Source organism: Pseudoalteromonas spongiae UST010723-006 (assembly GCF_000238255.3).
In the GTDB taxonomy this organism is placed as follows: Bacteria; Pseudomonadota; Gammaproteobacteria; order Enterobacterales; family Alteromonadaceae; genus Pseudoalteromonas; species Pseudoalteromonas spongiae.
In genome coordinates this window covers 1,996,823-2,018,865 of sequence record NZ_CP011039.1, presented here as the reverse complement: position 1 = coordinate 2,018,865, position 22,043 = coordinate 1,996,823, and the positions used below count along the sequence as shown (strand labels likewise).

Annotated in this window: 19 protein-coding genes; 18 read left to right on the top strand and 1 reads right to left on the bottom strand. The window is 42.5% G+C overall.

Features of this window, described 5'->3' with window-relative positions; translation table 11 throughout:
• The first annotated feature begins 43 nt into the window (after positions 1–43).
• The 17 genes from pyrH to PSPO_RS09335 all read left to right on the top strand — a co-directional run bounded on the left by pyrH (position 44) and on the right by PSPO_RS09335 (position 18,946).
• Positions 44–781, top strand: coding sequence for a UMP kinase (gene pyrH / locus PSPO_RS09415; protein WP_010559694.1), 738 nt, complete (start codon positions 44–46; stop codon positions 779–781).
• A gap of 22 nt (positions 782–803) precedes the next feature.
• Entirely contained in the window at positions 804–1,361 is a 558-nt protein-coding gene (gene frr / locus PSPO_RS09410) for a ribosome recycling factor (protein ID WP_010559695.1), read from the top strand.
• A gap of 111 nt (positions 1,362–1,472) precedes the next feature.
• The gene (gene uppS / locus PSPO_RS09405) at positions 1,473–2,234 is read left to right on the top strand and encodes a polyprenyl diphosphate synthase (RefSeq protein WP_010559696.1); all 762 of its coding nucleotides are present in this window, start codon (positions 1,473–1,475) and stop codon (positions 2,232–2,234) included.
• A gap of 20 nt (positions 2,235–2,254) precedes the next feature.
• Positions 2,255–3,121 (top strand): phosphatidate cytidylyltransferase, encoded by an 867-nt coding sequence (locus PSPO_RS09400; protein WP_010559697.1) that lies wholly within the window; start codon positions 2,255–2,257, stop codon positions 3,119–3,121.
• A complete protein-coding gene (gene ispC, locus PSPO_RS09395; protein WP_010559698.1) occupies positions 3,121–4,326 on the top strand; it encodes a 1-deoxy-D-xylulose-5-phosphate reductoisomerase in 1,206 nt (401 codons plus the stop codon). Before PSPO_RS09400 ends, ispC begins: the two co-directional genes overlap by 1 nt.
• Positions 4,326–5,672, top strand: a complete 1,347-nt coding sequence (rseP, locus tag PSPO_RS09390) for a sigma E protease regulator RseP (RefSeq protein ID WP_010559699.1) — start codon at positions 4,326–4,328, stop codon at positions 5,670–5,672. Before ispC ends, rseP begins: the two co-directional genes overlap by 1 nt.
• Before the next feature lie 18 nt (positions 5,673–5,690).
• Positions 5,691–8,162 (top strand): outer membrane protein assembly factor BamA, encoded by a 2,472-nt coding sequence (gene bamA / locus PSPO_RS09385; RefSeq protein ID WP_010559700.1) that lies wholly within the window; start codon positions 5,691–5,693, stop codon positions 8,160–8,162.
• 13 nt (positions 8,163–8,175) lie between these two features.
• On the top strand, positions 8,176–8,697 hold the full coding sequence (locus PSPO_RS09380) for an OmpH/Skp family outer membrane protein (RefSeq protein WP_010559701.1): 522 nt from the start codon (positions 8,176–8,178) through the stop codon (positions 8,695–8,697).
• A gap of 8 nt (positions 8,698–8,705) precedes the next feature.
• Entirely contained in the window at positions 8,706–9,725 is a 1,020-nt protein-coding gene (lpxD, locus tag PSPO_RS09375; protein ID WP_010559702.1) for a UDP-3-O-(3-hydroxymyristoyl)glucosamine N-acyltransferase, read from the top strand.
• A 75-nt stretch (positions 9,726–9,800) separates the two neighbouring features.
• Positions 9,801–10,253: a 3-hydroxyacyl-ACP dehydratase FabZ gene (fabZ, locus tag PSPO_RS09370; RefSeq protein WP_010559703.1), complete on the top strand. Its 453-nt coding sequence runs from the start codon at positions 9,801–9,803 to the stop codon at positions 10,251–10,253.
• 3 nt (positions 10,254–10,256) lie between these two features.
• Entirely contained in the window at positions 10,257–11,027 is a 771-nt protein-coding gene (gene lpxA, locus PSPO_RS09365; RefSeq protein WP_010559704.1) for an acyl-ACP--UDP-N-acetylglucosamine O-acyltransferase, read from the top strand.
• On the top strand, positions 11,027–12,187 hold the full coding sequence (gene lpxB / locus PSPO_RS09360) for a lipid-A-disaccharide synthase (RefSeq protein ID WP_010559705.1): 1,161 nt from the start codon (positions 11,027–11,029) through the stop codon (positions 12,185–12,187). Before lpxA ends, lpxB begins: the two co-directional genes overlap by 1 nt.
• A complete protein-coding gene (gene rnhB, locus PSPO_RS09355; protein ID WP_010559706.1) occupies positions 12,180–12,782 on the top strand; it encodes a ribonuclease HII in 603 nt (200 codons plus the stop codon). Before lpxB ends, rnhB begins: the two co-directional genes overlap by 8 nt.
• Positions 12,783–12,813: 31 nt before the next feature.
• Positions 12,814–16,305 (top strand): DNA polymerase III subunit alpha, encoded by a 3,492-nt coding sequence (dnaE, locus tag PSPO_RS09350; protein WP_010559707.1) that lies wholly within the window; start codon positions 12,814–12,816, stop codon positions 16,303–16,305.
• 12 nt (positions 16,306–16,317) lie between these two features.
• Positions 16,318–17,274 (top strand): acetyl-CoA carboxylase carboxyl transferase subunit alpha, encoded by a 957-nt coding sequence (gene accA, locus PSPO_RS09345; protein ID WP_010559708.1) that lies wholly within the window; start codon positions 16,318–16,320, stop codon positions 17,272–17,274.
• 45 nt (positions 17,275–17,319) lie between these two features.
• Positions 17,320–18,621 carry a tRNA lysidine(34) synthetase TilS gene (gene tilS / locus PSPO_RS09340; RefSeq protein ID WP_010559709.1) on the top strand — a complete coding sequence of 434 codons (1,302 nt, stop codon included), beginning with the start codon at positions 17,320–17,322 and terminating at the stop codon, positions 18,619–18,621.
• Complete coding sequence (locus PSPO_RS09335; protein ID WP_010559710.1) at positions 18,611–18,946, top strand: hypothetical protein; 336 nt, start codon at positions 18,611–18,613, stop codon at positions 18,944–18,946. Before tilS ends, PSPO_RS09335 begins: the two co-directional genes overlap by 11 nt.
• Positions 18,947–18,974: 28 nt before the next feature.
• Here PSPO_RS09335 and PSPO_RS09330 read toward each other — a convergent pair whose 3' ends face one another.
• Positions 18,975–19,868: a GGDEF domain-containing protein gene (locus PSPO_RS09330; RefSeq protein WP_010559711.1), complete on the bottom strand. Its 894-nt coding sequence runs from the start codon at positions 19,866–19,868 to the stop codon at positions 18,975–18,977.
• 181 nt (positions 19,869–20,049) lie between these two features.
• Here PSPO_RS09330 and PSPO_RS09325 point away from each other — a divergent pair, with 181 nt between their 5' ends.
• On the top strand, positions 20,050–22,035 hold the full coding sequence (locus PSPO_RS09325) for a monovalent cation:proton antiporter family protein (RefSeq protein WP_010559712.1): 1,986 nt from the start codon (positions 20,050–20,052) through the stop codon (positions 22,033–22,035).
• Positions 22,036–22,043: the final 8 nt, after the last annotated feature.

The following is a 22,043-nucleotide window of genomic DNA, read 5'->3' as shown; positions in this document are numbered from 1 at the left end:
ATTAGCGCGGTTATTTTTTGCAACTTTTTCAGCCAGGATTACTATGAACACAAATCGTAAGCCAGTTTTTAGACGAGTTTTACTTAAATTAAGCGGTGAAGCTTTAATGGGCCAAGAAGGCTTTGGTATCGACCCATCAATTCTTGACCGTATGGCACAAGAAATTAAAGAACTTGTAGAGTTAGGCGTTGAGGTAGGTGTGGTAATCGGTGGTGGTAACTTCCTACGTGGCGGTACACTTGCTGAAAACGGTATGAACCGTGTTGTTGGTGACCACATGGGCATGCTTGCAACCGTGATGAATGGCCTTGCAATGCGTGATGCACTGCACCGTGCCTATGTAAATGCACGTTTAATGTCAGCGATTCCACTTAACGGTGTATGTGACGCGTATAACTGGGCTGAAGCAATTAGCTTACTAAAAACCGGTCGTGTTGTTATTTTCTCTGCGGGTACCGGTAACCCATTCTTCACTACCGACTCTGCTGCGTGTTTACGCGGTATTGAAATTGAAGCAGATACCGTTTTAAAAGCGACTAAAGTTGACGGCGTATACAGCGATGATCCGGTGAAAAACCCTGAAGCAACGCTTTACCCAACATTAACTTACAACGAAGTAATTGAAAAAGAATTAAAGGTGATGGACCTAGCGGCATTTACCCTAGCTCGTGACCACAATATGCCAATCAGTGTATTTAACATGAATAAACCAGGCGCGTTAAAACGTGTTATCCTTGGTGAAGATGAAGGTACGCTGATTACACATAAATCAGCAGAATAAGCTATTAGTTAGGAAGATTAACGTGATTAAAGAAATCCAACAGCATGCTGCAGAACGTATGCAAAAAAGTGTTGACGCGCTTGGCTCACAATTATCAAAAATTCGCACAGGCCGCGCACATCCAAGCCTTTTAGACGGTATTCAAGTATCTTACTACGGTGCTGATACACCACTTAACCAAGTGGGTAACGTAACAATTGAAGATAACCGTACACTTGCGATTACTGTGTTTGACAAAACACTTACGCAAGCAGTTGAAAAAGCAATTATGGCGTCAGATTTAGGTTTAAACCCTATGTCTGCAGGTACAGTTATTCGCGTACCATTACCACCGCTTACAGAAGAGCGTCGTAAAGATCTTATTAAGATCGTGCGTGGTGAAGTTGAAGGTGGTCGTGTTGCAGTTCGTAACATTCGCCGTGATGCTAACTCAGACGTTAAAGCACTACTTAAAGACAAAGAAATTTCAGAAGATGAAGCGCGTCAAAGTGATGACGAAGTTCAGAAGCTAACAGATAAATACATCAAAGAAATGGATGCTATTTTAGCTGCTAAAGAAGCGGAATTAATGGAAATCTAAATCAATTTTTGAACGCTTTTGCGCTCAATCATTGAACAACTAAATTATTAGTTTTAAAGCGCTGTCTAGGGTATACTAGACGGCGCTTTTTACTTTAGGAAACGACACTTAATGACAATCACTAAGGATGCTATTACCCAACAAAGCTTACCGCGTCATGTTGCTATTATTATGGATGGCAATGGGCGTTGGGCACAAGCTAAGGGTAAGCCTCGTGTGTTTGGTCATAAAAAGGGCGTCGAATCGGTGCGTAATGCGGTAAAATTTTGTCGCCAACTAAATATCGAATCATTAACGCTTTTTGCATTTAGCAGTGAAAACTGGCGACGTCCGGAACAAGAAGTCAGCACCTTAATGGAGCTTTTCATGTTTGTGTTGACCAACGAAGTAAAAAAACTCGATAAAAATAACGTCAAGTTGAAAGTAATTGGTGATATTAGTCGTTTCTCTGAGAAGCTACAAAAAAGTGTAGCAAAAGCAGAGCAAATGACCATGGATAACACCGGCTTAACACTTAATATCGCAGCTAACTATGGCGGACAATGGGACATAGCAAACGCTGCGAAACAACTGGCAAAACAGGTTGAGAATGGCGAAATAGCTGCTGATGATATTGATGAAACTAAACTGTCACAGTACATTAGTATGCAAGAACAAGCGCCACTTGATTTGTTAATTCGCACAGGAGGCGACTTACGCATAAGCAACTTTTTATTATGGCAAGCTGCTTACGCTGAACTTTATTTTACTGATACACTTTGGCCAGATTTTAATGAACAGGCATTTGCAGATGCAATTGCGTGTTATGTTTCACGAGAGCGTCGCTTTGGTTGTACTGGCGAACAAATAAAAGAACTACTCGCTCAATCGTGATTTTTATAGGGTAATTTGATTTGTTAATAAAACGCATACTGACTTCTTTAGTGCTAGCGCCAGCTGCACTTGCACTAGTTTTTTTTACACCACTTGAATTGTTTAGCTTAATTGCCGGATTGATTGTATTACTCTCTGCGTGGGAGTGGTCGGCATTTATGGGGCTTAAAAAATTCGCATCTCGCATCAGCTATGTTGCTGGCATGGCAGTTATTCTATTTATTGCGAACATGTACTGGCCGATTGAAAGCTTATGGCAAAATGGCCAACTTGTTGGCTCGGCTAATTACGTATTTACGCTTGCTGTTGCCTGGTGGCTTGTTGCCTGCGCACTGGTATGGACTTATCCTAGAACCGCAAAAGCATGGCACGCTGGCTTAATGATGCGCGCAATTGCAGGTTTACTCACCTTGTTACCTATGTGGCTAGCGCTTAATGTGCTTCGCAGCAGCGAATATGCAACAAACGCGACACAAGGTTCAATTCTGATTATGGTTGTACTGGGTATTGTGTGGAGTGCTGATATTGGTGCTTACTTCTCAGGTAAAAATCTTGGCAAACATAAATTAATGCCATTAGTTAGCCCAAATAAAACCATCGAGGGGCTAGTTGGCGGTCTAATTTGTTCTGCGATTTTTGTTTTAGCATTTTGCTATTTTACTAAGGTACCAAGCGATAAATGGTTTATTTACGCTGCAATGGCCGCTGTTGTCGCCTTGTTCTCAGCAGTAGGTGACTTATTAGAGAGCATGTTTAAGCGGGAAGTTGGTTTGAAAGACAGCGGCTCATGTTTACCTGGCCACGGCGGTATTTTAGACCGGATAGATAGTTTGACTGCTGCGGCACCGCTTTTCGCTGCATTTTATGCGTGGACCTTGGTGGCGTAATGCAACGTATTACCGTTCTTGGCTCTACAGGTTCGATTGGCACTAGCACCTTAGATGTCATTGCAAGAAACGTAGACGCTTATCAGGTGTTTGCGCTGGTCGCTGGTCGAAATTGGCGCTTAATGGCAAAGCAATGCACGCAGTTTTTACCACAATACGCTGTAATGCAATGCCCTGATGCTGCAAAACAACTTGAGGCTGAAATTACGCGCTTGGGAATTTCAACCAAGGTGCTGTGTGGCCAACAAGCGGCAGCTGATGTGGCCAGTGACGATAACGTTGATGCGGTAATGGCTGCTATTGTTGGCGCCGCGGGTTTATTGCCAACACTTGCAGCGATTAAAGCCGGTAAGCGCGTGTTACTGGCAAATAAAGAGTCACTTGTCATGTCAGGCGAGCTTTTTATTGATGCAGTGAAGCAATCAGGCGCGATGTTATTGCCGATTGATAGTGAACACAATGCGATTTTTCAGGCGATGCCAGCAGGTGTGCAAGAGCATTGTTACAGCGCAAATTTAAAGCAGCATGGTGTCAGCAAAATTTTGTTAACGGGCTCAGGCGGCCCATTTAGAACGCGCGACTTAAGCACCTTTGCCAATGTTTCAGTTGATGAAGCTGTCGCCCATCCAAATTGGGATATGGGTCAGAAAATATCAGTTGATTCAGCCACCATGATGAATAAGGGCTTAGAGTTTATTGAAGCAAAGTGGCTATTTAACGCTGAGCCAAGTGATATTCAAGTAATTATCCATCCACAAAGTATTATCCACTCAATGGTGCAATACACCGATGGTTCGGTATTGGCACAAATGGGCAATCCTGATATGCGTACGCCAATCGCACACGCTTTAGCGTTTCCAAAGCGCATTGAGGCGGGTGTTGAACCACTGGATTTCACTAATATGCTTGATTTTAGTTTTAACGCACCAGACTTTGAGCGTTACCCAAATTTAAAGCTTGCAATAGATGCTTGTTCAGAAGGGCAGTACGCAACCACCACAATCAATGCTGCGAATGAAGTGTCTGTGGCCGCATTTCTGGCAAAGAAAATCAGCTTTTTAGACATTTATAAAATCAATGCTCAGGTACTCGATAAAATCGCAAAGAGTCATAAACAGCTAAAAATTAATGACCTAGATATTATTTTGCAGCTTGATAGCGAAGCGCGTCATTATGCAACGAATATGATTGCAGGGAGTTGTTAATGGAATTTTTGTGGAACTTACTGTCGTTTATATTAGTCATTGGCATTATTGTTGTCGTTCATGAATATGGTCACTTTTGGGTAGCAAGGCGCTGTGGTGTTAAAGTGCTGCGTTTTTCAATTGGTTTTGGCAAACCTTTGTTTAAATGGCACGACAAACTCGGCACCGAATACGTTGTCGCGGCGATCCCACTGGGTGGTTACGTGAAAATGCTCGATGAACGTGTTGAAGAGGTTGCGAGCGATGAACGTCATTTAGCGTTCAATAACAAATCAGTTTACCAACGCATTGCGGTGGTTGCGGCAGGACCAATGGCGAATTTTATTTTCGCCATTATTGTATCTGCCATTATGTTTATGGTTGGTGTGCGCTCACTTCTGCCTGTTATTGGCGAGGTGGTGCCTGGCAGCTTAGCAGAGCAAGCAAGGTTGCAAGCAGGACAACAGATTACCGCGATAAACGACAAAGACGTATATGGCTGGCGTGAAACCTTATTGGTTTTGATGGAAAATATTGGCGAGCAGCAAGTACGCGTTAGTGTTAAAGACGATAATATAGGCTATCAACAAACGTATCTCGATTTATCTAATTGGCAGTTAAAAGACGACGGCAACCCCATTGTTGATATCGGTATTAAACCGTTCAGACCTGCAGAGACCATGCGCCTTGGTCATGTGCAAAAAGGCAGCCCAGCTGAATTTGGTGGGCTTCAGGTAGATGATGAAATTCATTTAGTTAATGGTGAAGCAATGCCATCGTGGCAAGCATTTGTCACGCGAATTCAGCGCTCGCCAAATACGCCATTATTGCTTACTATAAGCCGCGGTAATGACAAGCTAAATATTGAGGTTACTCCAGGTAGCAAAAAAAGTGAGCAAGGGCTTAATCAAGGCTACTTAGGTGTGATACCCTTTGTTGAAAATTGGCCATCGTGGATGATTTCAACACAACAATACGGCGTATTTGATGCCATTGTTCTGGGTGTTGATAAAACAATTCAACTAATCAATGTCAGTTTTGCAACAGTAGTTAATTTGATAACAGGACAAGTCTCTGTTGCGAATCTAAGTGGTCCAGTGGGAGTGGCAATTGGCGCTGGAGCCAGCACCAGTAGTGGCATTATGCCGTTATTGGAGTTCTTAGTATTTGTTAGTGTAAGTATTGGTTTTTTCAATTTGTTGCCGCTACCAATTTTAGATGGCGGTCATTTAATGTATTACATCATTGAACTTATCCGAAAAAAGCCAGTCTCTGAAAAGACACAAGAATTAGGTTTTAGGATTGGTGCGCTAATCCTTATATTGTTAACTTGCCTTGCGCTGTTTAACGATTTTACGCGGTTATAAAGGAAATCAAATAATAACATGGCTATAAGAAAACAATTGGCTGTAATAAGTTTATTGGGAGCGAGTTTTACTGCTCTCGGCCAACAAGACTCCTTTATTGTAGAAGATTTAAGAGTTGAAGGATTGCAGCGTGTTGCACTAGGTGCAGCATTAACGCATATTCCAATTAACATTGGTGATAACCTCGACAGTTACACAATTTCAAAAACAATCAAAGCGCTTTACGGCTCAGGCCACTTTGACAACATCAAGGTGGTACGTGATGGTGATGCGGTTATCTTTCAAGTAACCGAAAGACCAACTATCAGCATCATCGAGTTCGAAGGCAACAAAGATATTAAAGATGAGCAACTTAACGACAGTCTTGAGCAACAGGGGATCCGTAAAGGTGAACCGCTTGATATGGTTGTTGTAGATGGCCTTGAAAAAGGTCTTGTTGAATTTTTCCACGGTATTGGTAAATACAACGCGGCGATTGACGTATCAGTATCACGCTTGCCACGTAATCGTGTAAAGCTAAAGCTTGAATTCAAAGAAGGCGATGCTGCGTCAATTCGTCAAATTAACATCGTTGGTAACGAGTTATTTTCTGACGAAGAACTTCTCGCATTGGCTGAATCGCGTCAAGACTTGCCTTGGTATATGTTTATGTCAAATGACAGATACCAAAAGCAAACGGTACAAGGTGACTTAGAGAAAGTACGTAGCTACTACCTAGACCGCGGTTATTTGAAATTCAATATTGATTCAACGCAAGTGTCAGTAAGCCCAGATAAAGAATCAGTATACGTCACAGTAAACGTTACTGAAGGTGAGCAGTTTACTGTTAAAGAATTCGATTTTATGGGTGACTTGCTTGGCCGTGAAGAGTTAATTCGTGCGGTTATTCCACTTAAAACGGGCAAACTATACAACGGCTCTGTGGTTACTGCATCGGAAGAGTTTATCAAAAACTACCTTGCACGTTTTGGTTATGCCAATGCTGAAGTACGCACTATTCCTGATATTGACGAAGAAAATAAAGAAGTAAAATTAACTTTATCTGTTGACCCTGGTAAGCGTATTTATGTGCGTCGTATTAACATCGGTGGTAATGAAATTACGTCGGATGAAGTAATTCGTCGTGAAATTACCCAGTTAGAAGGTGCGTGGCTATCAAATAACACACTTGAGCGCTCTAAATTACAAGTACAGCGCTTAATGTATATGGAAAACGTTGAGTTTGATGTATCGCCGGTACCGGGTAAAGATGACCAAGTAGATGTTGATTTTACCGTTAAAGAGCAATCAGCTGGTAGCTTTAACGCAGGTCTTGCGTATGGTTCATACAATAAGCTGCAATTTAATATTGGTGTAAGTGAGTCGAACTTCTTAGGTACGGGTGACCAAGTTGCCTTTAACGTAAGTACTGCTAAAGGTTCTCAAAACGTAAGCTTGTCACATACCGACCCGTATTTTACGAAAGACGGTATTAGTTTAGGTAACTCAATTTTCTTCTCCAACTTTGATGCAAGTAAATACAGTCTAATCAACTATAAGAGTAAACGTTATGGTATTGGTTCAAATATCGGTATTCCGGTAAATGCCAACAACCGACTTAACTTTGGTGCGACGGTTTCTAAAGAATTCTTATCTGAACTTTCAGAATATGAACAAACGCGTATTATGCGTGAGACGTTCTTAGATCCAGAAAACCCAGATGCAGGTTTTGAATTCTTAAAGCTTGAATTAAGTGCTGGTTGGTCACGTGTAACGCTTAACCGTGGTATGTTCCCAACGGCAGGTTCTAAACAAAGCTTAACGTTTAAAGCAACGACGCCTAATTCAGATCTTAACTACTTTAAGATCAACTATGATTCGCGTTTCTACTGGCCACTAAGCACTAACCACAAGTGGGCATTTTCAGCGAAAGCTGGATTTGGTTACGGTAATGGTTACGGTACTACCAATGGTTACGATCAGATTTTACCAGTACAGGAATTCTTCCGTATTTCTGAAATGGATTTACGTGGCTTTGAGCGTAATACAATCTTGCCACAAGCGATTGTAGTATCTCCTAATTGGTTACCGGGCACACCAAACCCTGATGGTACTCAAGGGCCAATTGGTAGTGATCCTCAATTTGATACAATTCGAACAGCGGGTCGTATCGGTGGTAACGTAAAAGCCGTTGCTGGCCTTGAAATGATTGTACCTACGCCGTTTCTTGATGACGAAAACAGCAGTTCGGTGCGTACCAGCTTATTTATTGATGCGGCGAATGTTTGGGATACAGAGTTCGATGTAGACCGCTACTCTAACTTAACGCCGGATGAGCGAGCGATACTTGAAGATTATTCAGATCCAAGTCGCTTCCGTTCGTCAGCAGGTTTATCTATCCAGTGGATTTCGCCTATGGGCCCTATGGTAATTAGTTTTGCCTACCCACTGAAAAAAGAAGATGATGATAAGACTAAAGGCATCAGCTTCAACATTAGTAACACATTCTAAAAGGAATAAATTCGTGAATAAAATGATTAAAACAACCGCCATGACTTTGTTAGCTACTTTTCTAATGGGTGCTTCTGCAAGTTCATTCGCTCACAAAGTTGCTGTTGTAAATGTACAGCAAGTATTTAGTGGTTCTCCGCAGGCGTCTGCGATTAAAGCAACGTTAGAAGAAGAGTTCCGCGAGCGCAGACAAGCACTTGAAAAACTACAAGGCGATATTCGTTTTGAAGTTGAAAAATATCAGCGTGAAAACGCGACAATGAGCAAAGCGCAAAAAGAAGCAAGCCAAAAGAAAATTCAAGAGCTACAAAAAGCATTGCAAGAGCAAGGTCAGCCACTTCAGCAAGAAATGCAAATGCGTCAAGCACAGGAAACTAAAAAGCTAGAGACTGTGATCTTTGATGCTATCGCTGCAGAAGGTAAAGCAGGTAAGTACGACGAAGTAAAACCAGCGGGTTCACTTCTTTACTTCAACGAAAAATCAGTGGATAACATCACCTCTAAAGTAGCAGAGCGTGTAGCAAAGGCTAAATAATAAAGCTTATGAAATTACAGCAAATCGCTGAGATTTTAAATGCTGAGCTGGTCGGTGACGACTCGCTCAGCATTTCTCGTATAGCAACCCTAGAAAATGCGACCGGCAACGAGATTGGTTTTCTCGCTAACAAAAAGTACCGCAGCAAACTTGCCAGTACCCAAGCAGGTGCGGTGATTTTGTCACCGCAAGATGCAGATTACTTTACTGGTAATAAAATTATTGTTGCGAATCCGTACTTAGCCTACGCGTTGTTAGCGCAAGCGATGGACACCACGCCTAAACCAGCAACTAATGTTCACCCTTCGGCAATCATTGACCCAACGGTAAAGCTTGATAAAACGGTATCGATTGGTGCCAATGTGGTAATTGAAGAAGGTGTTGAAATCGCTGCCGGCAGTTCAATTGGTGCTGGTAGCTTTATTGGTAAGGGTGCTAAAATAGGGACCAATACGAAAATTTGGGCTAATGTAACGATTTATCATCAAGTTGAAATTGGTAATTCGTGTTTAGTTCATGCTAATACCGTAATCGGTGCCGATGGATTTGGCTACGCCAATGAAAAAGGTCAGTGGGTGAAAATCCCGCAGCTTGGTACTGTTGTTATTGGCGATAATGTTGAAGTTGGCGCAAGTACAACCATCGATCGTGGCGCCATTGATGATACTATCATCGAGCGCAACGTGATTATCGATAACCAAGTACAAATCGCGCATAATGTCGTGGTTAAAGAAGGTACCGCGATTGCAGGATGTACGGTAATTGCGGGCAGTACAACCATTGGCAAGTACTGCCAAATTGGTGGCTTGTCAGGTATCGCAGGACATATTGAAATTGCCGATGGTGTTGTTTTAACGGGTATGTCAATGGTAATTAGTGGCATTGATAAACCGGGTGTCTATTCTTCGGGTGTACCGCACAGTGAGAATAAAGACTGGCGTCGTAATATGGCACAGTTACGACAGCTTTCAGCAATTAATAAGCGATTAAAGGCAGTGGAAAAATCATTGCCGGAGCGTGACGAGTAGTCTTCGTCACGTACTAAATTATCGCGCAGTATAAATACGGGCGCGAAGAGATTAGTTAGGTTAAGGAAACACATTTTGGCAGAACAACTAAACAGCTTTGATATTCAAGAAATCCTAAAGCTATTACCGCATCGTTACCCAATGTTATTGGTTGATAAGGTCGTTGACTTTGAGCCGGGCAAAACGCTTCACGCGATTAAAAATGTCACAGCAAATGAGCCAATTTTCACAGGCCACTTCCCTGAGCAGCCAATTTTCCCTGGCGTAATGATTTTAGAAGCATTAGCACAAGCAACAGGTCTATTAGGTTTTAAAACAACTGAAAACCGTGGCGACAATGAGCTATATTTATTTGCAGCCATTGATAACGCACGCTTTAAACAACCTGTGTTACCAGGTGACACAATGCACTTACACGTTGAATTCTTAAAAGAACGCCGCAACATGTGGAAGTTCTATGGTGAAGCGAGAGTTGACGGCAAAGTAGTGTGTTCAGCTGAGTTAATGTGTGCAAGAAGAGAGTTATAATAAGTGATCCATCCTACTGCAATTATTGAGCCTGGCGCTCAACTTGGCAACAACGTAAAAGTTGGTCCTTACAGCTACATCGGTAACGACGTGGTGATTGGTGATGATTGTATCATCGAATCACACGTAGTGATAAAAGGGCCGTCAACAATTGGTTCTGGCAATCATATTTTCCAGTTCGCTTCAGTGGGTGAAGCGTGCCAAGACAAAAAGTACAAGGATGAACCAACCAAGCTGATTATTGGTGACAACAACGTGATCCGCGAATGTGCCACAATCCACCGTGGTACCATTCAGGATGAAGGCATCACCAAGATTGGCTCAAATAACCTATTTATGGCGTATACACACGTTGCCCATGACTGCGTGATAGGCAATAACTGTATTTTCGCTAATAACGCAAGTGCGGCTGGTCACGTACATATTGGCGACTGGGTAATTTTGGCGGGCAACTCAGGTATTCATCAGTTTTGTCATATCGGTTCACATGCGTTTATTGGCATGTACTCTGGTGTTAACCAAGATGTACCACCGTTTGTAACAACTATCGGCACACCAGCACGTCCTGTGGCAATCAACACTGAAGGTCTAAAACGTCGTGGCTTTGAGTCAGACGAAATCATGGCATTACGTCGCGCATACAAGCAGTTATATCGTAAAGGTAATAAACTGGATGCGGCACTTGTTGAAATGGAAAAAGAAGCCGAGCAGTTCAAAGCAGTGCAAAACATGATTGATTTTGCTAGAAACTCAAGTCGAGGGTTAATTCGTTAATGATCTCGGATGAGCCACTTCGAATTGCACTTATCGCCGGGGAACACTCCGGCGATATTTTAGGTGCAGGTTTAATTAAAGCACTAAAACAGCATTACCCAAATGCCACATTTGAGGGCATTGGCGGTCCGCGTATGCTGGCTGAAGGGTTTAAAACCCATTTTCAAATGGAAGAACTCGCCGTAATGGGCGTTTTTGAAGTCCTGCCTAAGTTATTTCGTCTACTCAGCATTAAAAAGCAAATTGTACAGCGTTTTATCGACAACCCGCCTGATATTTTTATTGGCATTGATGCACCCGATTTTAACTTACGCGTTGAAAAGCCGTTAAAGGCTGCTGGTATTAAAACCGTGCATTATGTTAGCCCATCGGTATGGGCATGGCGTGAAAAACGTGTTTTTAAAGTGGCAGAAGCCACTAATTTAGTGCTTGCATTATTACCATTTGAAAAAGCGTTTTACGATAAACACAATATTCCATGTGCGTTTGTCGGCCATACGTTGGCGGATGAGTTACCGCTCGAAGATGAACAAATTGCCAGTAGAACGCTGTTTGATTTATCAGCTACAGATAAAGTGTTAGCTGTTTTGCCAGGTAGTCGAGGCTCTGAAGTTACTTTATTAAGTGAACCCTATATTCAAGCGGTGTTATTACTTAAAGCAGAGATACCCGAGTTGAAAGTACTGGTGCCTTTAGTTAATGAAAAACGTAAAGAAGAGTTTTTAACTGGCGCAACCAAGCACAATGCGGTAGATATATTTACCCTTGTTGATGGCAAGTCGCGTGAAGTGATGACCGCCGCTGATGCGGTGCTCTTAGCTTCGGGTACGGCAGCACTTGAATGCATGTTACTTAAACGCCCAATGGTGGTTGGCTACAAGCTAAAAGCCCTGACATATCACTTAGTGACACGCTTATTTAAATTTAACATTGAGCACTTTTCACTGCCTAATTTATTAGCGGGCAAGCAACTAGTGCCTGAATTATTACAAAATGATTTAACCCCTGAAAACTTGGCAGCAACTTTAAAACCATTGCTAGAAGAAGATCAAACAGCATTAAAACAAACGTTTTATGAAATGCATAAGTCATTAAGGCTCGATGCCAGTAAACAAGCGGCGCTGGCTGTAAGTAACGTAATAGAGAACAAACATGACTGAGATTATTCGTCCAAATACGCAACTTATTGCAGGTGTTGATGAAGTAGGGCGTGGTCCGCTCGTGGGCGATGTGGTCACGGCTGCGGTTATTTTAGATCCATCAAAGCCAATCGTGGGTCTTGCCGATTCAAAAAAGCTAACCGAAAAAAAGCGCTTGGCACTTTACGAAGAAATTATTGAAAAGGCGCTGTGCTTTAATATTGCCCGCGCCAGCGTAGCAGAAATTGACGAGCTTAATATTTTGCATGCTACCATGCTTGCCATGAAGCGCGCGGTGGAAGGGCTTAATATTCCTGCCGAGTTTGTCTTTATTGATGGCAATCGTTTACCCGATATCACTGTACCTGCACAAGCCGTTGTGAAAGGTGATAGCTTAGTTGCCGAAATTAGCGCGGCATCAATCCTTGCCAAAGTGACCCGTGATAACGAAATGAAAGCTCTCGATACTGAGTACCCAAATTATGGCTTTGCCGGCCATAAAGGTTACCCAACCAAGGCGCATTTAGAAGCACTTGCACTTCACGGTGTTACGCCGCATCATAGACAAAGCTTTAAGCCCGTAAAAACAATAATAGAACAGACCAACAATTGCTAATTAATGCTTGGTCAATCAAGTTAGGCAGATAATGCAAGACCCTAAATTTATACACTTACGTGTTCACAGTGATTATTCAATGGTGGACGGCTTAGCAAAAACTAAGCCTATCGTCGGTAAAATTGCAGAGCTGAATATGCCTGCATTTGCCATTACTGATCAAATGAACTTGTGCGGTTTAGTGCGCTTTTACGGTGCTGCGCATGGTGCTGGTATTAAACCCATTGTTGGCGCTGATCTGTGGTTACACAGTCCTGAATTTCCCGATGAGCCTTGTCGTTTGGTCGTACTTGCTAAAAATAATGCGGGCTATAAGAACCTTACACTGCTTATTTCCAAAGCCTATCAACGCGGTCACCTTATGCAACGACCTATGGTTGATAAAGAGTGGCTTATTGAGCATAAAGAAGGCCTTATTTTACTTTCAGGTGCCAAAGACGGTGATTTAGGTAAAGCCTTATTAAAAGGCAATAATGACTTAACCAAATCCATTGGTAACTTTTATTTAGAACACTTTAAAGATCATTACTATATTGAGCTAACGCGCACTGAACGCGAGCAAGAAGAAGATTATTTGCATAGTGCGGTGGCTTATGCTCAATACTCAGGTTTGCCGGTTGTTGCCACCAACGAAGTCGTGTTTCTCAATAAAGAAGACTTTGAAGCCCATGAAATTCGTGTTGCTATTCACGATGGTTTTACCCTTGATGATAAACGCCGTCCTAAACGTTTTTCAGAGCAGCAATATTTAAAAACCGAAGAACAAATGTGTGAGTTGTTCTCGGATATTCCAGAAGCACTGGAAAACTCGGTAGAAATTGCCAAACGTTGTAATGTTACCATTCAACTTGGCACTTACTTCTTACCAGATTACCCAACGGGTTCTTTGTCGATTGAAGACTTCTTAGTAAAAGTATCAGAAGATGGTCTGGAAGAACGTTTACAGTTCTTATTCCCCGATGAAGAAGATCGCAAAGTCAAACGCGTCGAATATGATGACCGCTTAAGAATTGAACTTGACGTAATTAACCAAATGGGTTTCCCTGGTTACTTCTTAATCGTAATGGAATTCATCCAGTGGAGTAAAGATAACATTATTCCGGTGGGTCCAGGCCGTGGTTCAGGTGCAGGTTCATTAGTTGCTTATGCGCTAAAGATCACCGATCTTGATCCACTGCAATTTGACTTACTTTTCGAGCGTTTCTTAAACCCAGAACGTGTATCCATGCCCGATTTCGACGTCGATTTCTGTATGGACCGACGCGATGAAGTAATCGACCACGTTGCTAAACTCTATGGCCGTGATGCGGTATCGCAGATCATTACTTTTGGTACGATGGCGGCAAAAGCTGTAATACGCGATGTAGGCCGTGTACTAGGTCACCCTTATGGTTTTGTTGACCGTATTTCAAAATTAGTACCGGGCGATCCGGGCATGACACTGGCAAAAGCCTTTGACGTTGAACCGCGCTTGCCAGAGGCCTACGACACAGACGATGAAGTAAAAGAACTTATCGATATGTGCCGAATTTTAGAAGGCTGTACACGTAATGCCGGTAAACACGCCGGTGGTGTTGTTATTTCACCGACAACCATTACTGATTTTGCTGCACTTTATTGTGATGACGAGGGTAAATTCCCGGTTACGCAGTTTGATAAAAACGATGTAGAAACAGCAGGTCTTGTTAAGTTCGACTTCTTAGGGTTACGCACCTTAACCATCTTACAATGGGCTATCGATATGGCCAATGAGCGCTTAACGCGTGAGCAAAAAGAACATATCGATATCGCCGCTATTCCGCTTGATGATCCACCGAGTTTTGAATTATTACTGCGCGCCGAAACAACCGCAGTATTCCAGCTTGAATCACGCGGCATGAAAGACCTTATCCGTCGCTTAAAGCCCGACTGCTTTGAAGACATGATCGCACTGGTTGCACTTTTCCGTCCAGGTCCATTGCAATCGGGCATGGTAGATAACTTTATCGACCGTAAGCACGGACGAGAAGAAGTATCTTACCCAGATGCGCAATATCAGCACGAAAGCTTGCAGCCTATCTTAGAGCCAACCTATGGCATTATTCTTTACCAAGAACAGGTAATGCAGATTGCTCAGGTACTAGCAGGGTATAGCCTTGGTGGCGCTGACTTACTGCGTCGTGCTATGGGTAAGAAAAAGCCGGAAGAAATGGCCAAGCAGCGTTCAACCTTTGAGGATGGCGCAAAGCAAAATGGCGTAGACGGCGAACTTGCGATGAAGATCTTCGACCTTGTAGAAAAATTCGCAGGTTACGGCTTTAACAAATCGCACTCGGCAGCATACGCGCTAGTATCTTATCAAACGCTGTGGATGAAAACCCATTATCCAGCAGAGTTTATGGCGGCAGTTATGTCAGCCGATATGGATAACACCGATAAGATTGTTACCCTTGTTGATGAATGTGAGAATATGAAACTCACATTATTACCGCCTGATGTGAACTCTGGTTTATATAAGTTTACGGTAAATAATCAAGGCGAAATTGTTTACGGTATTGGAGCAATTAAAGGTGTAGGCGAAGGGCCAGTAGACGCAATTTTAGAAGCGCGAGAAGCGGGCGGTCCATTTAAAGATTTATTTGATTTCTGTGCGCGCGTCGATATTAAGCGTTTAAATAAACGTGTGATTGAAAAACTGATTATGTCCGGCGCGATGGATAAATTGGGTCCAGAGCAAACACAAAGTGCACGCTCTATTTTAATTGCCAGCTTACCTGATGCGCTTAAATCGGCCGATCAACACAATAAAGCTGAAGCACTAGGCCAAAGCGATTTATTTGGTTTATTGGCAACGGAGCCAGAGGAAGTTGCCGCAGCATTTGTGCAAGCGCCTAAATTTACCGATAACGAATGGTTGGAAGGTGAACGCGAAACACTGGGACTTTACTTGACCGGTCACCCAATTAATCAATACCGTAGTGAGCTTAAAAACTATGTGTCGGGTCGACTTGTCGATTTACAACCGACGGAACGTGATGTAACGTCTACAGCGGCAGGTTTAGTGATTAATGCGCGTACCTTAATTAATAAAAAAGGAAAGCGTTGGGGACTACTGACACTGGATGATAAAAGTGCCCGAATTGATATTCGTTTATTTCCTGAACAGTTCGAAACTTACCAAGAACTGCTGCAAATGAACAATATCTTGGTGATATCTGGTGTGGTCAGCTTTGATAACTTCTCAGGTGGTATTACAATGACCGCTCGCGAAGTTGCAAGTATTGAATCTGTTCGTGAAAAGCGGGTTAAAAACATAAAAATGACGGTGAAAATGCAGGAAGTGAGTGATAACTTCTTGTCTCGATTAGAGCATACCATCACCCCGTATAAATTTGGTACTTGCCCAATAAGAATTCAATATGAACGCCCAGATGCAACAACTGAGCTTTCATTAGGAACACAGTGGTGTGTTACACCCAGTGACGAGTTACTTGCTAACCTCTCACGCTTAGTAGCACAGAATATTGAACTAGAATTTAATTAGGTAGTTTAGAGCATGAGTCTCAATTATCTTGATTTTGAACTTCCAATTGCAGAGTTGGAAGCAAAAATTGAAGAACTTAAAAACGTAGGTCGCGGTGGTGAACTGGATCTGAGTCTAGAAGAAGAAGTTTCACGCCTTAAAGATAAGAGCGTAGAGCTGACCAATAAAATTTTCTCTGATCTAGGTCCATGGCAGGTTTCACAGCTTGCGCGTCACCCGTTACGTCCGTATACCAAAGACTATATCGAGCGTATTTTTACCGAGTTCGACGAATTAGCAGGCGACCGCGCATTTGCTAACGACCCGGCTATTGTAGGCGGTGTTGCGCGTTTAGATGGCGAACCAGTAATGGTTATCGGTCAACAAAAAGGTCGCGATACAGCAGAGAAAATTAAGCGTAACTTTGGTATGCCAAAACCAGAAGGCTACCGTAAAGCGTTACGTTTAATGGAAATGGCAGAGCGTTTTAATATGCCAATCATCACGTTTATCGACACACCAGGAGCATACCCGGGTGTTGGTGCTGAAGAACGTGGTCAAAGTGAAGCAATCGCTAAAAACCTTAAAGTGATGGCAGGCCTAAAAGTGCCCGTGATCTGTACGGTAATTGGTGAAGGTGGTTCAGGTGGTGCATTAGCAATTGGCGTGGGTGACCGTGTTAATATGCTTCAGTACAGCACATACTCAGTAATTTCACCGGAAGGGTGTGCATCAATTCTTTGGAAAAGTGCAGAAAAAGCGCCGCTTGCAGCAGAAGCTATGGGTGTAAGCGCTGATCGTGTTAAGAGCTTAGATCTGATCAACTCGATTGTTGAAGAGCCTCTAGGCGGTGCGCACCGTAACTACGATGCAATGGCGAAATCGCTTAAAGCACAAATTAAACGTGACTTAGGTGATTTGAAAGCTTTATCATTAGAAGAAATGTTAGAGCAGCGCTACGAGCGTTTAATGTCTTTTGGTTACTGCTAATTAAAAGACTTTGGAAAAAGCCGCATTTTGCGGCTTTTTTTGTTTATGAAAGATATTTATTCCACTTTTAAATATGAGCTTAACAACACCGAAAAAACGCGCTTTACTGTTGCGCTTTCTGGCGGTGTTGACTCGGTTGTATTATTACATTTAGCGAAGCGTTTTCGCGAATTCACGCACATTGAAATCGACGCTGTGCATATCAACCATGGCTTAAGTGATAATGCCGATATGTGGCAGGCGTTTTGTGCCGATTTATGTCAAAAATGGCAAATCCCGTTTAAGGCGTACCGAGTAAGCGTGAAAAAAGCCAGTCGTGAAAGCTTAGAGGCGGTGGCGCGCACGGCACGTTACAACGCACTAAAAGCGCACTTGCATAGCGATTCAGAATTATTACTTGGACAGCACCTTGACGACCAAGTGGAAACGTTTTTTATTCGTTTAAAACGCGGAGCAGGGCTGTTGGGTTTAGGTGCGATGAAGCAGCGCACTCACATTGAAAATGGGTTACCTGTATTTCGTCCATTATTAGGTATTATGCGTAAAGACATTGTTGAGTATGCAAAGGCTCAGCAACTTTCGCATATCAATGATGAATCAAATCACGACGATCGCTTTGACCGAAATTTTTTACGCAATAAAATCCTTCCTGAACTTAATAAACGCTTTAAGGGCTTTAGCAATACCGTCGCTCGTGTAGTGAATTTGCTGCAATCGCAACAACAATTGCTGGATGAATACATTGCCGAAGACGCGAAAAAGTGTATTTTTCATCAGCGTTTTCTGCTCAATGAGGTGATTGGTTTTTCTCGCGCGCGCATTGATAATTTAATACGTTATTGGCTACAGCAAAATAAGCTAGTTTTGCCATCTCAAAAGGTGCTAGACCAAGTTTACCAGCAAGCATTTAATGCAAAATTAGATGCGCAAGTGAGTATTGAATGTTGTGGTTTTGCGATTAAGCGCTACCAAGATGCTTTATTTATCGTGTTACCTCAGGCGGTGCCTGAAAATCAAGATAACATTGGGCTAAGCTCAGTGACTATTGAGAGCCAAGAGTTTAGTGTAGAAAAAAGAGCGCAAGGTGCACGCGCGCCATTTATGGATGAACATGTTAATCTGCGTTTTGATATTGGCGCTGAAAAGTTTACCTTGCAACACCGAAACTGTACTAAATCGGTTAGTACATGGCTGAAAGAGGCTGGTATACCACCTTGGCAACGCCCATTGGTTGCAGGAATTTACTATAATAATCAACTTGTTCAAGTAATTGGCTTGGGCATATCAAAACATGCATACGCCGAAAATGGGCTATGTTGGCAACAAAAGGAAACAAATGAAAACTAGTCAAGCAGTTGGTTTTTCACTTATCGGGCAAGCTTATATCGGCTTAATTGTATTTGCAGTGGTGTTAGCGGTGAGCCTTATTTTTTCGTTTAATCTTACTGTGGTGCTCTATGGCGCTATTTTTGGCGCGATTACTGCTGCATTGCTGCTGTGCTATTGGTTAGGAAAAGGCGGAAGTTTTTTTTTGTTAGCGGTAATGTGTCCACTTATTTGTATTATCGTGACACCAGTCACCAGCTTTTTGGAAATAGCTAATGTGCTCGGGGCTTTTTTTGTTGGTTTGTGTTCGCTGCTTACCGGTTATCGTCTAAAAAAAGGAAGCTAATGCTTCCTTTTTTCTTTCTGGCTACGCCTTAGTTTGTTTTGCAACAATCCCGTCCGTCTTGTTTTGCTGCATAAAGCGCTCTATCGGCACGTTCAAAAATACTGTTAGGAATATCTTTTGCCTTACTTAATGAAAAACCAATACTGGTGGTTACAGAATGGGTTTTCAGTAGTTGGTGACTGTGCACGCGTTTTTTAATGCGATTAGCTAAGATATGACTTACGTCAAAGTTATCATCATCAATTAAAATGGCAAATTCATCACCACCAAACCTAAATACGGTGTCTGTGCCTCTTACGCAGTCTGTCAGAATATTGGCAAAATCAATCAATACTTGATCGCCCACTTGATGCCCATGTTGGTCGTTTACTTGCTTAAAGTTATCTAAATCTAACAACATTAAGCCAAAGCTGCGGTGATGACGGCGGCTTCGCTCAAGTTTGCGGTATAGGCAATCGTCAAACATGCTGCGGTTATTTAGCCCGGTTAATGCATCTTTGGTAGCCAGTTTTTTCACGCGTGAAAACAATAGTGCATTGCGCAGAGGGTAGACAAGTGCGGTATGTAATCTTGCTAATTTCTGCTTTGCGTATTGTGGTAGATTTTGGCAAAAGTAAATAAGCTGGCCAAGACGTTCGCCATCTGCCATCAGATCAAAGGCGTGGTTTTCACCTTCTATTTTACTGCCAGTCATTTCAATTACCCCTTCGGTACTATGAAATTGTAGGCCTGAAAATTGCACTACGCGTGACGCTTCAACCGAAAAGATGTTTAATAATTTTGTAAGCTCAAGTGTTTTTTGAAGTTGCGTTACTAACGCATGGGTATGGCTTATGTCGTTCTGTTCAGAATAGATCTGGCCATACGGCAAATAATCGCCGTTGCTGTCTGTTTGACGCGTTAAAACATGTACGTTTTCCACTTAACTACCCTCATACTACCGCAAAATATTAAGTACATGGATATTTAAGCAAAATCTAAGCCATTTTTATTAAGTGGCAGAAAAACAGACACTTGCTATATTTAATTGATTAGAGAGACTCGCTTCTAATGAATTCGTCATTTTTTCGACATAACGCATATTACGATGGCAGAGGTGGTGTTTGCAGCATACGTTTGGTGTTTACTTCTATATATTGATTGCCGCTGTGGTTCTGATCTGGCTGTTTAAACGCTTTAATCTGCCACCCATTTTAGCTTATTTAGCGGTGGGCATCCTTGCCGGTAAAGACGGCTTTGCGTGGCTTGAACAAAGTGAACAAATGCACTTTATTGCCGAACTTGGCATCGTTTTTTTGCTGTTTAGTTTAGGGTTAGAGTTTTCAATTCCTCGTTTACTGGCTATGCGCCACATTGTTTTTGGCGTTGGCGTAATGCAAGTCGTAATAACTACCTTAGTGGTTATGGTGCTATTGTGGTTATTTGGAATTTCAATGATAGCGGCGTTTAGCATTGGTAGTTTAGTTGCCTTGTCGTCAACTGCTATTGTGGTTAAACAAGTCAGTGGCTCGCCATTATTGCGCTCAAGACCAGGGCAGCTGGCAATTGGCGTTTTGCTATTTCAAGATATCGCGGTAGTGCCTTTATTAATCGCGCTACCGCTTTTGGCAAATGGCTCAGAGTCGTTATGGACCACCATTTTAACGGCGTTGGCAAAAGGCGGTGTGGTTATTGCGCTATTGATGGCCGTTGGCAAATGGGTTCTACCGAGAATTTTCAGTGAAATAGCGCAAACACGCAGTGATGAGTTATTTGTGTTGACCACCATCTTGGTTGCACTTATTGCGGCAGCGATAACCTCTGCTTTTGGCTTATCAATGGCACTAGGTGCTTTTCTTGCAGGCATGATGTTAGGTGAAAGTGAATATAAGCATCAACTCGAAGCCGATATCCGCCCATTTAGAGATATTTTAATGGGGTTATTCTTTATTACCATTGGCATGCAGCTTGATATGGCGTTTGTTGTGGCTAACTTGCAGTGGATTGCACTTGGGTTATTTAGCTTGCTGACACTGAAAGTAGCGATTACGTATTTTGTGACGAAAGTGGCGGGTGAGAATCATGAAAATGCGTTGGCAAGTGCACTTATGTTATGCCAAATGGGTGAATTTAGCTTTGTCTTAATATCACTCGCATTAAAATACGCTTTGTTAAATTCGGCGAATGCATCCTTGCTGTTGTCGGTTGGTGTATTAAGCATGGCGATAACGCCTTATTTGGTGGATAACGGCGCTTTGCTGTCGTATAAAATTCTCAATAAAGTTGCCCCTAATTTGCTGACAAAAAATAGTCAAAGTTATGACAACAGCGATGCCCAGTTCGACGAGTTTAGTCAACATGTTGTGATTTGCGGATATGGTCGTGTAGGGCAAATTATCGCGCGTTTTTTAAAAACGGAAGCAATTCCGTTTGTTGCGATAGATAGTGACACAGTGCGCGTTAAAGAGGCGCAGGCCGCTGGAGAAAATATCTATTTTGGTCAGGCAAAGCAAAAAGAGGTGCTAAAAGGTGCCAATATTGCAAAAAGCCGCCTAGTGATTATAACCTTCGCCGATAAAGATAGCGCATTTGCAATTATTAACAGTATTAAGCAGCTTGCGCCTAAGGTTAAAATTTTAGTGCGCATGCGCGATGATAGGTATTTATCTGAGCTTAAAGATAAAGGCGTTACAGAAGTGGTGCCGGAAAAGCTAGAGGCCAGCCTTATGTTGGTATCACATGTACTGTTTTTAACCGGGGTGCCGATGCGTCGTATTTTAAGGCGTGTGCAAGCAGAGCGTAGCAATCGCTATGGCTTACTGCATGGTTATTTCCCAGGTGATAGTACGCCATTGACACCCGATTCATCTGATCATCTTGAATTTTTGCATGCAATCGCGATTACCGAAGATGCCTATGCACGAGGATTATCTTTAGGTGATTTAAACTTAACTAAACGACGAGTCGATGTAACCGGACTTCGCCGTGATGGTAATGAATTAAGTTTTCCGCCAAGTGATACTGTATTAAAAGCGCAGGATATTTTAATTGTGCGCGGCAAACCGCGCCGTGTTGAACGTGCTGAGCGTTTTATACTAGAAGGGCGCTAGCCCGTTTA

Bases quoted from the DNA above. Each gene is read 5' to 3' on its own strand.
- pyrH (WP_010559694.1), top strand. From the start codon at position 44: ATGAACACAAATCGTAAGCCAGTTTTTAGACGAGTTTTACTTAAATTA.
- uppS (WP_010559696.1), top strand. From the start codon at position 1,473: ATGACAATCACTAAGGATGCTATTACCCAACAAAGCTTACCGCGTCAT.
- ispC (WP_010559698.1), top strand. From the start codon at position 3,121: ATGCAACGTATTACCGTTCTTGGCTCTACAGGTTCGATTGGCACTAGC.
- rseP (WP_010559699.1), top strand. From the start codon at position 4,326: ATGGAATTTTTGTGGAACTTACTGTCGTTTATATTAGTCATTGGCATT.
- bamA (WP_010559700.1), top strand. From the start codon at position 5,691: ATGGCTATAAGAAAACAATTGGCTGTAATAAGTTTATTGGGAGCGAGT.
- lpxD (WP_010559702.1), top strand. From the start codon at position 8,706: ATGAAATTACAGCAAATCGCTGAGATTTTAAATGCTGAGCTGGTCGGT.
- lpxB (WP_010559705.1), top strand. From the start codon at position 11,027: ATGATCTCGGATGAGCCACTTCGAATTGCACTTATCGCCGGGGAACAC.
- rnhB (WP_010559706.1), top strand. From the start codon at position 12,180: ATGACTGAGATTATTCGTCCAAATACGCAACTTATTGCAGGTGTTGAT.
- dnaE (WP_010559707.1), top strand. From the start codon at position 12,814: ATGCAAGACCCTAAATTTATACACTTACGTGTTCACAGTGATTATTCA.
- accA (WP_010559708.1), top strand. From the start codon at position 16,318: ATGAGTCTCAATTATCTTGATTTTGAACTTCCAATTGCAGAGTTGGAA.
- tilS (WP_010559709.1), top strand. From the start codon at position 17,320: ATGAAAGATATTTATTCCACTTTTAAATATGAGCTTAACAACACCGAA.
- PSPO_RS09335 (WP_010559710.1), top strand. From the start codon at position 18,611: ATGAAAACTAGTCAAGCAGTTGGTTTTTCACTTATCGGGCAAGCTTAT.